The sequence below is a fragment of the Streptomyces sp. NPDC058683 genome (genome assembly GCF_042716195.1).
Classification (GTDB): Bacteria; Actinomycetota; Actinomycetes; order Streptomycetales; family Streptomycetaceae; genus Streptomyces.
In genome coordinates this window covers 1-12,461 of record NZ_JBHXSK010000036.1, presented here as the reverse complement: position 1 = coordinate 12,461, position 12,461 = coordinate 1, and the positions used below count along the sequence as shown (strand labels likewise).

The window sequence follows — 12,461 nt, the reverse complement described above, 5'->3', positions numbered from 1 at the left end:
GGATAAGTCAACTGCAATACGAAAGTACTACTGCAGAACTACTGCTCTGCTACTGCGCCGGGCCTTCGACGGCCTCGGACGTCAGCAGACCCGCGTTGATCTCACGCAGGGCGATGGAGAGCGGCTTCTCGTGGACGTGGGTGTCGACGAGCGGACCGACGTACTCCAGGAGACCCTCGCCGAGCTGCGAGTAGTACGCGTTGATCTGGCGGGCACGCTTGGCCGCGTAGATCACGAGGCTGTACTTCGAGTCGGTGGCCTCGAGGAGCTCGTCGATCGGAGGGTTGATGATGCCCTCGGGCGCGGTGATGGAAGAGGACACGCTCTGCCTTCCGATGGATGGGAAAGATTCAGTATGAATGATCAGCGACGATCACACAACGTCCATCAAGGCTAGCAGCTCGCGCGCCACGTCCTCGACGGAGGTGTTGACCAGTGTCTCGTCGAACTCCGGCTCGGCCGCCAGCTCGATCTTGGCCGCGTCCAGACGGCGCTCGATCACCTCGGGCGACTCGGTGCCCCGTCCGGTGAGCCTGCGGACCAGTTCCTCCCACGACGGAGGAGCCAGGAACACCAGCCGGCCCTCCGGCATGGACTCGCGGACCTGCCGGGCGCCCTGGAGGTCGATCTCCAGCAGCACCGGCACGCCGGACTCCAGGTGCTCCAGCACCGCCTGTCGGGGGGTGCCGTAGCGGTTGCCCGCGAATTCGGCCCACTCGAGGAGCTCACCGTTGGCGATGAGCTTGTCCATCTCCTCGTCGGAGACGAAGAAGTAATGCACTCCGTGCTTCTCGCCCGGGCGGGGCCTGCGGGTGGTCGCCGACACCGAGAGCCAGACCTCGGGGTGCTCCTTGCGCATATGCGCGACGACCGTGCTCTTACCGACCCCGGAGGGGCCGGAGAGCACGGTCAGCCGCGGACGTACGTCCGGGGGCTCGGGGGTCGTCCCCCGGAATGTTGCAGCCATGCAGCGATTATTCCAGCAATCGCAGGTTGCCCGGGACGCCTGTCCCGGACGGCCCGGTGATCAGGAGCCGGTGCTGCCGAACTCGCGCTCCAGGGACGCGATCTGATTGGAACCGAGGCCACGTACTCGGCGGCTCTCGGAGATCCCGAGTCGCTCCATGATCTGCTTGGCGCGGACCTTGCCCACGCCCGGCAGGGACTCGAGCAGGGCGGAGACCTTCATCTTGCCGATGACGTCGTTTTCCTGGCCCTGCTTGATGACCTCGTGGAGAGAGGCGCCGGAGTGCTTGAGTCGATTCTTGACCTCGGCCCGCTCCCGGCGAGCCGCGGCGGCCTTTTCGAGCGCGGCTGCGCGCTGTTCAGGGGTAAGGGGCGGAAGAGCCACGCCTACGTCACCTCGGATGTCGAACTGTCGGATACGGACCGGTGAGGAACCTAGTCGCCCCACACCTGGGGAGCCACGAGCAACACGCTTGCCCGTTCACCCTGCTCGGAGACTAGCGGGCAAGTCCGCCAGAGTCAGCGAGAACAGCGGAAAAGTCCTGGTCAGCCTCCGCCAGGCCAGACATTTCAGACATACTGCCCAGGATTTGAGGATGTATTCACGCTGAACCCGTCGCCCGAGCGCCCGCCGAAGCGCTCCCGGATCACTCATCTGAGTCCTCACCGACCTGCGACGACGTCCCGGATCTCGTCCGCGAACCGCTCCGCGGCCGCCCGCAGAGCCCCGACATCGGGACCGTGACGCAAAACACCTCGGCTCACGTTTGGAACCACGTTGCGCACCGCCGCCCCGAAGACCGTGGGCAGATCGGCGGCCGTCGCCCCCTGCGCCCCGACGCCCGGCGCGAGCAGCGGGCCGTTGATGTCGAGGTCGTAGGACGACAGGTCGCCGACCGTGGCACCCACGACGGCGCCGAAGGAGCCCAGCGGCTCCTCCCCCGCGTTCTCGGCGGCCAGGTGGGCCAGCATGGTCGCGCCGACCGTCCGGCCGTCGCCACGCACCGCGTGCTGCACCTCGGGGCCCTCCGGGTTCGAGGTCAGGGCCAGCACGAACAGGCCGGCCCCGCTCTCCCGGGCCAGCGCCACGGCCGGGCTGAGCGAGCCGTAGCCGAGATAGGGCGAGACGGTCAGGGCGTCCGAGAACAGCGGCGCGTCCTTGCTCAGGTAGGCCTCCGCGTACCCGGCCATGGTGGAGCCGATGTCGCCGCGCTTGGCGTCCATGACGACCAGCGTCCCGGCCTCCCGCGCCTCCCGCACCACCCGCTCGAGGACGGCCACCCCGCGCGAGCCGAACCGCTCGAAGAACGCGCTCTGCGGCTTCATCACCGCGACCCGGTCGGCCACCGCCTCCACCACGGCACGGCTGAACCGCTCAAGCCCTGCCACGTCGTCGTTCAGACCCCACTCGGAGAGCAGCGAGGCATGCGGGTCGATACCGACGCACAGCGGACCGCGCTCGTCCATCACACGGCGCAGACGCGCGCCGAAGGGCTCCAACGGGCTCATACGGCCTTCCTCACATCGGCGCCGACCGCGTCGGCGAGCGTGGCGTACGGGCTGGTGCGCAGACGCGCCGCGAGCCCCTTGTGGACGGCGCGGCCCCAGAAGGGCCCCTCGTAGAGGAAGGCGCTGTAGCCCTGGACCAGCGTGGCACCGGCCAGGATGCGCTGCCAGGCGTCCTCGGCGTTCTCGACGCCGCCGACACCGACCAGGGTGATCCGGTCGCCCACGCGCGCGTACAGCCGCCGCAGCACTTCCAGGGACCGCGCCTTCAGCGGCGCCCCGGAGAGCCCCCCGGTCTCCTTCACCAGCTCGGAGCCGGAGCTCAGTCCGAGGCCCTCGCGCGCGATGGTGGTGTTCGTCGCGATGATCCCGTCGAGACCCAGCTCGACGGCCAGGTCGGCGACGGCGTCGACGTCCTCGTCGGCGAGGTCCGGCGCGATCTTCACCAGCAGCGGCACCCGGCGGTCGGTGACGGTCAGGTCGGCGGCCTCGCGCACCGCGCTCAGCAAGGGGCGCAGCGCCTCGGTGGCCTGGAGGTTCCGCAGCCCGGGCGTGTTCGGGGACGACACATTCACGACCAGGTAGTCGGCGTACGGCGCGAGCCGCTCGGCGGACTTCACGTAGTCGCGGACCGCCTCGGCCTCCGGTACGACCTTGGTCTTGCCGATGTTGACGCCCACGACGGTCTTGAAGACGGGCTCACGGGCGGCCAGCCGGGCGGCGACGGCGAGCGATCCGTCGTTGTTGAACCCCATGCGGTTGATCAGCGCCCGGTCGGCGACCAGCCGGAACAGCCGCTTTTTGGGATTGCCGGGCTGCGCCTCGCCGGTCACGGTGCCGATCTCGACATGGTCGAACCCGAGCATCGACATCCCGTCGATCGCGACGGCGTTCTTGTCGAACCCGGCGGCCAGCCCGAAGGGGCCGTGCATCCGCAGTCCGAAGGCCTCGGTGCGCAGTTCCCTGTACCGCGGCGCGAGCGCGGCGGCGACGAAGGTGCGCAGCACCGGGATCCGGACAGCAAGCCGGATCCACCGGAAGGCCAGGTGATGAGCCTGCTCCGGGTCCATCCGCTTGAAAACGAGATTGAAGAAGATCTTGTACATGGCGTCCTCATGCGAAGGGGGGACGCCGTATCCGGAGTCCCCCCTCAGTCGAGCGCCCCGGAGGGGCGCGGGGAACTGCGCGACCGGCCACAACCGGCCCGCAGCCTCAGTACGACCTTTCAGTCCCGAGCCGCGGTCAAGTGTTCCGCGTGCTCCTGGAGCGACCGCACACCCACATCCCCGTGATTGAGCGCGTCAATGCCCTGCACAGCCGCCGCCAGCGCCTGCACCGTCGTCAGGCACGGCACCGACCGCGCCACCGCGGCCGTCCGGATCTCGTACCCGTCCAGGCGACCCCCCGTGCCGTAAGGGGTGTTGACGATGAGGTCGACCTCGCCGTCGTGAATCAGCTGGACGATCGTCTTCTCGCCCTGCGGACCGACGCCGTCCGACTGCTTGCGCACAACGGTCGCGTTGATGCCGTTGCGCTTGAGCACCTCGGCCGTGCCGGACGTGGCGAGCAGCTCGAAGCCGTGGGCGACCAGCTCACGGGCCGGGAAGATCATCGAGCGCTTGTCGCGGTTGGCGACCGAGATGAACGCGCGGCCCTTGGTCGGCAGCGGCCCGTACGCCCCCGCCTGCGACTTGGCGTACGCCGTGCCGAAGACGGAGTCGATGCCCATGACCTCGCCGGTGGAGCGCATCTCCGGGCCCAGGACCGTGTCGACGCCCCGGCCGTGGATGTCACGGAACCGCGACCACGGCATGACCGCCTCCTTGACGGAGATCGGCGCGTCGAACGGCAGCTCACCGCCGTCGCCACGGGCCGGCAGCAGCCCCTCGGCGCGCAGCTCGGCGACGGTCGCGCCCAGCGAGATCCGGGCGGCGGCCTTGGCCAGCGGCACCGCGGTCGCCTTCGAGGTGAAGGGGACCGTACGGGACGCGCGCGGGTTGGCTTCGAGGACGTAGAGGATGTCCCCGGCCATCGCGAACTGGATGTTGATCAGACCGCGCACGCCGACGCCCTTGGCGATGGCCTCCGTCGAGGCCCGCAGGCGCTTGATGTCGAAGCCGCCCAGCGTGATCGGCGGCAGGGCGCACGCCGAGTCGCCGGAGTGGATACCGGCTTCCTCGATGTGCTCCATGACGCCGCCGAGGTACAGCTCCTGACCGTCGTAGAGCGCGTCGACGTCGATCTCGATCGCGTCGTCCAGGAACCGGTCGACGAGCACCGGCCGGGAGGGGCTGATCTCGGTGGACTCGGCGATGTAGGAGGCGAGGCGGGTCTCGTCGTAGACGATCTCCATGCCCCGGCCGCCGAGGACGTACGACGGCCGCACGAGCACCGGGTAGCCGATCTCGTCGGCGATGGCCTTTGCCTCGGCGAACTTGGTGGCGGTGCCGTGCTTGGGGGCCGGCAGGCCCGCCTCCGCGAGGACCCGCCCGAAGGCACCCCGGTCCTCGGCCGCGTGGATGGCCTCGGGGGGCGTGCCGACGATCGGCACGCCGTTGTCCTTCAGCGCCTGCGACAGGCCCAGCGGCGTCTGCCCGCCGAGCTGCACCACCACACCGGCGACCGGACCGGCCTGCTGCTCGGCGTGGACGATCTCCAGGACGTCCTCCAGGGTGAGCGGCTCGAAGTACAGCCGGTCGGAGGTGTCGTAGTCGGTGGAGACGGTCTCCGGGTTGCAGTTGACCATCACGGTCTCGTACCCGGCGTCCGACAGCGCGAAGGACGCGTGCACGCAGGAGTAGTCGAACTCGATGCCCTGGCCGATGCGGTTGGGACCGGAGCCCAGGATGATGACGGCCGGCTTCTCGCGCCGGGCGACCTCGGTCTCCTCGTCGTAGGAGGAGTAGAAGTACGGCGTCTTCGCGGCGAACTCGGCCGCGCAGGTGTCGACCGTCTTGTAGACCGGGCGGACGCCGAGCGCGTGCCGGACCTCGCGGACGACGTCCTCGCGCAGGCCGCGGATCTCGCCGATCTGCTGGTCGGAGAAGCCGTGCCGCTTGGCCTCGGCGAGCAGGCCGGGGGTGAGTTCGGCGGCGGCCGCCAGCTCGTCGGCGATCTCCTTGATCAGGAACAGCTGGTCGACGAACCACGGGTCGATCTTCGTGAACTCGAAGACCTCCTCGGGCGTGGCGCCCGCGCGGATGGCCTGCATGACGGCGTTGATACGGCCGTCGGTGGGCCGCACCGCCTCCCGCAGCAGCGCCTCCTTGTCGCCGGGCTCGCCGACGAACGTGAACTGGCTGCCCTTCTTCTCCAGGGAGCGCAGCGCCTTCTGGAAGGCCTCGGGGAAGTTGCGGCCGATGGCCATGGCCTCGCCGACCGACTTCATGGTCGTGGTCAGCGTGGAGTCGGCCTGTGGGAACTTCTCGAACGCGAAGCGCGGGGCCTTGACGACCACATAGTCGAGCGTGGGCTCGAAGGAGGCCGGGGTCTCCTGGGTGATGTCGTTCGGAATCTCGTCGAGGGTGTAGCCGACCGCCAGCTTGGCTGCGATCTTCGCGATCGGGAAACCGGTCGCCTTGGAGGCGAGCGCCGAGGACCGCGACACGCGCGGGTTCATCTCGATGACGATGACCCGGCCGTCCTCGGGGTTGACCGCGAACTGGATGTTGCAGCCGCCGGTGTCGACACCGACCTCGCGGATCACGGCGATGCCGATGTCCCGCAGGATCTGGTACTCGCGGTCGGTCAGCGTCATCGACGGGGCGACGGTGATCGAGTCACCGGTGTGCACGCCCATGGGGTCGAAGTTCTCGATGGAGCAGACGACCACGACGTTGTCGTGCTTGTCGCGCATCAGCTCCAGCTCGTACTCCTTCCAGCCGAGGATGGACTCCTCCAGGAGCACCTCGGTGGTGGGCGAGAGGGTCAGGCCCTGGCCGGCGATCCGGCGCAGCTCCTCCTCGTCGTGCGCGAAGCCGGAGCCGGCGCCGCCCATGGTGAAGGAGGGGCGGACGACGACGGGGTAGCCGCCCAGCTCGTCCACTCCCGCGAGCACATCGTCCATGGAGTGGCAGATCACCGACCGGGCGGACTCACCGTGCCCGATCTTGGCGCGCACGGCCGCCACGACGTCCTTGAAGAGGTCGCGGTCCTCGCCCTTGTTGATGGCTTCGACGTTGGCGCCGATCAGCTCGACGCCGTACTTGGCGAGGACGCCGTTCTCGTCCAGCGAGATCGCGGTGTTGAGCGCGGTCTGGCCGCCCAGGGTGGGCAGCAGGGCGTCGGGGCGCTCCTTGGCGATGATCTTCTCGACGAACTCGGGGGTGATCGGCTCGACGTAGGTCGCGTCGGCGATCTCCGGGTCGGTCATGATCGTCGCCGGGTTGGAGTTGACCAGGATGACGCGCAGGCCCTCGGCCCGCAGGACGCGGCACGCCTGGGTGCCGGAGTAGTCGAACTCGGCGGCCTGGCCGATGACGATCGGGCCGGAGCCGATGACCAGGACGGACTGGATATCGGTGCGCTTAGGCACGCTGGCCCTCCATCAGGACTGTGTCCATCAAAGACGTGAAGCGGTCGAACAGGTAGGCGGCGTCGTGCGGGCCGGCTGCTGCTTCGGGGTGGTACTGGACGGAGAAGGCCGGCTGGTCGAGCAGTTGCAGCCCCTCCACGACGTTGTCGTTCAGGCAGACGTGCGAGACCTCGACGCGGCCGAACTTCGTCTCGCTGACCCGGTCGAGCGGGGCGTCCACGGCGAAGCCGTGGTTGTGCGCGGTGACCTCGACCTTGCCGGTCGTACGGTCCTGGACCGGCTGGTTGATGCCCCGGTGGCCGTACTTCAGCTTGTAGGTGCCGAAGCCGAGCGCGCGGCCGAGGATCTGGTTGCCGAAGCAGATGCCGAAGAGCGGGGTCTTCCGCGCCAGGACGGAGGTCATGAGGGCGACCGGGCCGTCGGCCGTGGCCGGGTCGCCGGGACCGTTGGAGAAGAACACCCCGTCGGGGCGGACGGCGTACACGTCCTCCTCGGTGGCGGTCGCGGGCAGCACGTGCACCTCGATGCCGCGCTCGGCCATCCGCTGCGGGGTCATGCCCTTGATGCCGAGGTCGATCGCGGCGACGGTGAATCGCTTCTCCCCGACCGCCGGGACGACGTACGCCTCCTTGGTGGCGACCTCCTCGTACAGCGAGGCGCCCTTCATGTGCGGCTGGGCCTGCACGCGCGCGAGGAGCTCGGAATCGGCGGCGATCGCCTCGCCCGAGAAAATGCCGGAGCGCATCGAGCCGCGCTCACGGAGGTGGCGGGTGAGGGCGCGGGTGTCGATCCCGGAGATGCCGACCACGCCCTGCGCGACCAGCTCGTCGTCCAGGGACCGCTTGGCACGCCAGTTGGAGGGCACGCGCGCGGGGTCGCGCACGACGTAGCCGGAGACCCAGATGCGGCTGGACTCGTCGTCCTCGTCGTTCCACCCCGTGTTGCCGATCTGCGGGGCGGTGGCGACCACGATCTGGCGGTCGTACGACGGGTCGGTGAGGGTCTCCTGGTAGCCGGTCATGCCGGTGGAGAACACGGCCTCGCCGAAGGTCTCCCCCACGGCCCCGTAGGCGCGGCCGCGGAAGATCCGGCCGTCCTCCAGGACGAGTACCGCGGGAGCCTTGGCGGCTCCCCTTGTGGAGGTCGTCATCGTTCGGCGCCTTCCGTGCTGGGTGTCTTGATCATGGAATTGAGGGTGTCGACCCACTCGGTGTGCTCGGCCGCGTGGTCGGAGCGGAATCCGGAGTCGATCAGGCGGTCGCCGTGCTGCCAGGTCACCACGAGCAGTCCGCCCTCGGTGAGGACCTTGCCCGCGATGCCCTTGCCGAGCAGGGCCTCGCGAAGCGCGGCGGCGGGGATGAAGAAGTCGGTCGCCCCGGGGCGTACGACGTCCAGGCCCGCGTCGGTCAGGGTGAGCTCGACCCGGCTGCGGGAGCCGAGGCCGCGGGCCACGATGCGGTCCAGCCACTGCCCGGCGGTGGTGGAGCCGTGGTAGCGGCCGCTCATCGTCAGTCTGGCCGCGCCGAGGTCGTCCGGCGCGCTGGGCAGCTCGGGCAGGTCACCCTGGAGGGTGCCGCGCCATTTCCAGCCCTCGCGCATCAGCCAGTAGACGAGCGCGACGAAGAGGGCGAGGCCGACGAGCCACCCGATGCGAGCGGACCAGTCGGTGACCGCGGCCGACTTCTTGTCGTCGGCCAGCAGGATCAGAGGTGTCACGTCAGCTTCCCGTCCACGAGCGTCGCCTTGCCCCGCAGCCATGTGTGGGTGACACGGCCCGGCAGCTCACGCCCCTCGTAGGGGGTGTTGCGGCTGCGCGAGGCGAAGCCCGCGGGGTCCACCAGGCCACGGTATTCCGTGTCGACGAGGACGAGGTTGGCGGGCTCACCTGCCGAGACGGGACGGCCGTGGCCGGTGGCCTGTCCGATCCGCGCGGGCTTGACGGACATCCGGTCGGCGACGCCGGCCCAGGTCAGCAGGCCCGTGTCCACCATGGTCTCCTGGACCACCGACAACGCGGTCTCCAGGCCCACCATGCCCATGGCGGCCGCGGCCCACTCGCAGTCCTTGTCCTCGTGCGGGTGCGGGGCGTGGTCGGTGGCGACGATGTCGATCGTGCCGTCGGCCAGCGCCTCGCGCAGGGCCATGACGTCCCGCTCGGTGCGCAGCGGCGGGTTGACCTTGTAGACCGGGTTGTACGACCGCACCAGCTCGTCGGTGAGGAGCAGGTGGTGCGGGGTGACCTCGGCGGTGACGTCGATGCCCCGGGACTTGGCCCAGCGCACGATCTCCACGGACCCGGCGGTCGAGAGGTGGCAGATGTGGACGCGGGAGCCGACGTGCTCGGCGAGCAGGACGTCCCGGGCGATGATCGACTCCTCGGCCACCGCCGGCCAGCCGCCCAGGCCCAGCTCGGCGGAGACGACGCCCTCGTTCATCTCGGCGCCCTCGGTCAGCCGCGGCTCCTGCGCGTGCTGGGCGACGACCCCGCCGAAGGCCTTCACGTACTCCAGCGCACGGCGCATGATCACGGCGTCGTCGACGCACTTGCCGTCGTCGGAGAAGACGGTGACCCCGGCGGCCGACTCGTGCATGGCCCCCAGCTCGGCGAGCTTCCTGCCCTCCAGGCCGACGGTGACGGCGCCGATGGGCTGCACGTCGCAGTAGCCGTGCTCCTGGCCGAGCCGGTAGACCTGCTCGACCACACCGGCGGTGTCGGCGACCGGGAAGGTGTTGGCCATGGCGAACACGGCCGTGTAGCCGCCGGAGGCGGCCGCGCGGGTGCCGGTGAGCACGGTCTCGGAGTCCTCGCGGCCGGGCTCGCGCAGATGCGTGTGCAGGTCGACCAGGCCCGGCAGCAGCACCTGGCCGGCGGCCTCCACGACCTCGGCGCCCTCGGCGGACAGCCCGCTGCCCACCGCCTCGATGACCTCGCCGTCGATCAGGACGTCCTGCGGTTCACCACCGAGCACCTTCGCACCACGGATCAGGATCTTGCTCATGGGTGTTACTTCTCCTCGATGGTGCGGGCGTGGCTGACGGCGGGTTCGTTGCCGCCGAGCAGGAGGTAGAGAACGGCCATCCGGATGGAGACTCCGTTTGCGACCTGCTCGACGACGGTGCAGCGGTCGGAGTCGGCGACCTCGGCGGTGATCTCCATCCCGCGGACCATCGGGCCGGGGTGCATCACGATGGCGTGTTCGGGCATCCGCGCCATGCGGTCGCCGTCGAGGCCGTAGCGCCGCGAGTACTCGCGCTCGGTCGGGAAGAACGCGGCGTTCATGCGCTCGCGCTGGACGCGCAGCATCATCACCGCGTCGGACTTGGGGAGGACTGCGTCGAGGTCGTACGACACCTCGCAGGGCCAGTTCCCGACGCCGACCGGCACCAGGGTGGGCGGGGCGACCAGGGTGACCTCGGCGCCCAGGGTGTGCAGCAGATCGACGTTGGAGCGGGCGACCCGGCTGTGCAGGATGTCGCCGACGATCGTGATGCGCTTGCCGGCCAGGTCCTGCCCTATCCCGGCGTCCCGGCCGACGAGCCGGCGGCGCATGGTGAAGGCGTCGAGGAGGGCCTGCGTGGGGTGCTGGTGGGTGCCGTCACCGGCGTTGATGACGGCGGCATCGATCCAGCCGGAGTTGGCGAGGCGGTAGGGGGCTCCGGAGGCGCCGTGCCGGATGACGACGGCGTCGACGCCCATCGCCTCCAGGGTCTGGGCGGTGTCCTTCAGGGACTCGCCCTTGGAGACGCTCGACCCCTTGGCGGAGAAGTTGATGACGTCCGCCGACAGCCGCTTCTCGGCGGCTTCGAAGGAGATCCGGGTCCGGGTCGAGTCCTCGAAGAAGAGGTTGACCACGGTGCGGCCGCGCAGGGTCGGCAGTTTCTTGATCGGCCGGTCGGCGACCCGGGCCATCTCCTCGGCGGTGTCGAGGATCAGGACGGCGTCGTCGCGGGTGAGGTCGGCGGCCGAGATGAGATGACGCTGCATCTGTCAGGCTCCGTAAGACAGTTCACATATCGGGAGATTGCGGGCAAGCGTGGGCGCACCGGTGCGGTGCGGGCTCCTGCGCTTGCTACGGGGTCGGCTTCACACCGAGCAGCACGGTGTCGCGACCGTCCTCCTCGGTGAGCAGGACCTTGACCGTCTCCCGCAGCGACGTGGGGAGGTTCTTGCCGACGTAGTCGGCACGGATGGGCAGTTCACGGTGACCGCGGTCGACGAGGACCGCGAGCTGCACCGCGCGCGGGCGCCCGATGTCGTTCAGGGCGTCGAGGGCGGCGCGGATGGTGCGGCCGGAGAAGAGCACGTCGTCGACGAGGACGACCAGTCTGCCGTCGATGCCGTCACCGGGGATCTCGGTGCGGGCCAGCGCACGCGGCGGGTGCATGCGCAGGTCGTCGCGGTACATGGTGATGTCGAGCGAACCGACCGGCATCTTGCGGTCGGTGATCTCCTCCAGCTTGGCGGCGAGCCGCCGGGCGAGGAAGACACCGCGGGTCGGAATGCCGAGGAGCACCACGTCGTCGGCGCCCTTGGCGCGCTCGACGATCTCGTGGGCGATGCGGGTCAGGACCCGCGCGATGTCGGGCCCTTCGAGAACGGGCCGGGCATCGGATGCCTGAAGGTCGGGCTTTACCTGCTTGTCCATACGAAACGGACCCCCTTCTCCGCCTCACGGGACGGACCTTAAAGGACGTCGGATTTGCGCCATCCACCGTATCAGGTGCCGGAGAGGCCCCAGATCACCCCCTTGGCGTAATCGGTCGTCACCGCCACGGAAGAGTCGGTGCGGACCATTCGGCTTGACGCGAGAGAGTAACGCTGCGTAACCTCACAGTGAGTTACCAGCCGCGCGGCGGGACCAAGGCCGGCCGCGTCGACACAGTGTCCGGGGAGCCATATGTCCAGCGAATACGCCAAACAGCTCGGGGCCAAGCTCCGGGCCATCCGCACCCAGCAGGGCCTTTCCCTCCACGGTGTCGAGGAGAAGTCCCAGGGGCGCTGGAAGGCCGTGGTGGTCGGTTCGTACGAGCGCGGCGACCGTGCCGTGACCGTGCAGCGCCTTGCCGAGCTGGCGGATTTCTACGGCGTTCCGGTGCAGGAGCTGCTGCCGGGCACCACCCCGGGCGGAGCCGCCGAGCCGCCGCCGAAGCTGGTCCTGGACCTGGAGCGGCTGGCCACCGTGCCGGCCGAGAAGGCGGGCCCGCTGCAGCGCTACGCGGCGACGATCCAGTCCCAGCGCGGTGACTACAACGGCAAGGTGCTGTCGATCCGCCAGGACGACCTGCGCACACTTGCCGTCATCTACGACCAGTCCCCCTCGGTCCTCACCGAGCAGCTGATCAGCTGGGGCGTCCTGGACGCGGACGCCCGCCGCGCGGTCGCCACCCACGAGGACGCCTGACCCCACGACGCCTGAGCAGAAACGTGCCGCCGGGGCGGCCGGAACCCGATCTG

At 69.6% G+C, this 12,461-nt stretch carries 12 protein-coding genes; 1 reads left to right on the top strand and 11 read right to left on the bottom strand.

Going from position 1 to position 12,461, the window contains the following annotated elements; translation table 11 throughout:
- Positions 1–49: 49 nt before the first annotated feature.
- The 11 genes from rpoZ to pyrR form a co-directional block, all read right to left on the bottom strand.
- Entirely contained in the window at positions 50–322 is a 273-nt protein-coding gene (gene rpoZ, locus ACFWXC_RS33845; protein WP_003982715.1) for a DNA-directed RNA polymerase subunit omega, read from the bottom strand.
- A gap of 51 nt (positions 323–373) precedes the next feature.
- Entirely contained in the window at positions 374–967 is a 594-nt protein-coding gene (gmk, locus tag ACFWXC_RS33840; protein WP_384484616.1) for a guanylate kinase, read from the bottom strand.
- Positions 968–1,027: 60 nt separating this feature from the next.
- Positions 1,028–1,351, bottom strand: a complete 324-nt coding sequence (locus ACFWXC_RS33835) for an integration host factor (RefSeq protein WP_003977346.1) — start codon at positions 1,349–1,351, stop codon at positions 1,028–1,030.
- Positions 1,352–1,629: 278 nt separating this feature from the next.
- Positions 1,630–2,475, bottom strand: coding sequence for an orotidine-5'-phosphate decarboxylase (gene pyrF / locus ACFWXC_RS33830; RefSeq protein ID WP_384484614.1), 846 nt, complete (start codon positions 2,473–2,475; stop codon positions 1,630–1,632).
- On the bottom strand, positions 2,472–3,578 hold the full coding sequence (locus ACFWXC_RS33825) for a quinone-dependent dihydroorotate dehydrogenase (RefSeq protein WP_384484612.1): 1,107 nt from the start codon (positions 3,576–3,578) through the stop codon (positions 2,472–2,474). The genes pyrF and ACFWXC_RS33825 overlap by 4 nt, the downstream gene beginning before the upstream one ends.
- Positions 3,579–3,697: 119 nt before the next feature.
- Positions 3,698–7,006, bottom strand: coding sequence for a carbamoyl-phosphate synthase large subunit (carB, locus tag ACFWXC_RS33820; protein ID WP_384484610.1), 3,309 nt, complete (start codon positions 7,004–7,006; stop codon positions 3,698–3,700).
- Positions 6,999–8,156, bottom strand: a complete 1,158-nt coding sequence (gene carA / locus ACFWXC_RS33815) for a glutamine-hydrolyzing carbamoyl-phosphate synthase small subunit (RefSeq protein ID WP_384484608.1) — start codon at positions 8,154–8,156, stop codon at positions 6,999–7,001. The genes carB and carA overlap by 8 nt, the downstream gene beginning before the upstream one ends.
- On the bottom strand, positions 8,153–8,722 hold the full coding sequence (locus tag ACFWXC_RS33810; RefSeq protein ID WP_384484606.1) for a hypothetical protein: 570 nt from the start codon (positions 8,720–8,722) through the stop codon (positions 8,153–8,155). The genes carA and ACFWXC_RS33810 overlap by 4 nt, the downstream gene beginning before the upstream one ends.
- A complete protein-coding gene (locus ACFWXC_RS33805; RefSeq protein WP_384484604.1) occupies positions 8,719–10,005 on the bottom strand; it encodes a dihydroorotase in 1,287 nt (428 codons plus the stop codon). Before ACFWXC_RS33805 ends, ACFWXC_RS33810 begins: the two co-directional genes overlap by 4 nt.
- Positions 10,006–10,010: 5 nt before the next feature.
- Positions 10,011–10,991: an aspartate carbamoyltransferase catalytic subunit gene (locus tag ACFWXC_RS33800; protein WP_384484602.1), complete on the bottom strand. Its 981-nt coding sequence runs from the start codon at positions 10,989–10,991 to the stop codon at positions 10,011–10,013.
- An 85-nt stretch (positions 10,992–11,076) separates the two neighbouring features.
- The gene (gene pyrR / locus ACFWXC_RS33795) at positions 11,077–11,652 is read right to left on the bottom strand and encodes a bifunctional pyr operon transcriptional regulator/uracil phosphoribosyltransferase PyrR (protein WP_351707155.1); all 576 of its coding nucleotides are present in this window, start codon (positions 11,650–11,652) and stop codon (positions 11,077–11,079) included.
- Between the two features lie 252 nt (positions 11,653–11,904).
- Here pyrR and bldD point away from each other — a divergent pair, with 252 nt between their 5' ends.
- A complete protein-coding gene (gene bldD / locus ACFWXC_RS33790; protein WP_020938842.1) occupies positions 11,905–12,408 on the top strand; it encodes a transcriptional regulator BldD in 504 nt (167 codons plus the stop codon).
- Positions 12,409–12,461: the final 53 nt, after the last annotated feature.

What these genes read in the sequence shown, in the direction of transcription:
- ACFWXC_RS33825 (WP_384484612.1), bottom strand. Translation starts at nt 3,578, where the DNA reads ATGTACAAGATCTTCTTCAATCTCGTTTTCAAGCGGATGGACCCGGAG.
- bldD (WP_020938842.1), top strand. Translation starts at nt 11,905, where the DNA reads ATGTCCAGCGAATACGCCAAACAGCTCGGGGCCAAGCTCCGGGCCATC.
- pyrF (WP_384484614.1), bottom strand. Translation starts at nt 2,475, where the DNA reads ATGAGCCCGTTGGAGCCCTTCGGCGCGCGTCTGCGCCGTGTGATGGAC.
- carA (WP_384484608.1), bottom strand. Translation starts at nt 8,156, where the DNA reads ATGACGACCTCCACAAGGGGAGCCGCCAAGGCTCCCGCGGTACTCGTC.
- ACFWXC_RS33800 (WP_384484602.1), bottom strand. Translation starts at nt 10,991, where the DNA reads ATGCAGCGTCATCTCATCTCGGCCGCCGACCTCACCCGCGACGACGCC.
- gmk (WP_384484616.1), bottom strand. Translation starts at nt 967, where the DNA reads ATGGCTGCAACATTCCGGGGGACGACCCCCGAGCCCCCGGACGTACGT.
- ACFWXC_RS33805 (WP_384484604.1), bottom strand. Translation starts at nt 10,005, where the DNA reads ATGAGCAAGATCCTGATCCGTGGTGCGAAGGTGCTCGGTGGTGAACCG.
- pyrR (WP_351707155.1), bottom strand. Translation starts at nt 11,652, where the DNA reads ATGGACAAGCAGGTAAAGCCCGACCTTCAGGCATCCGATGCCCGGCCC.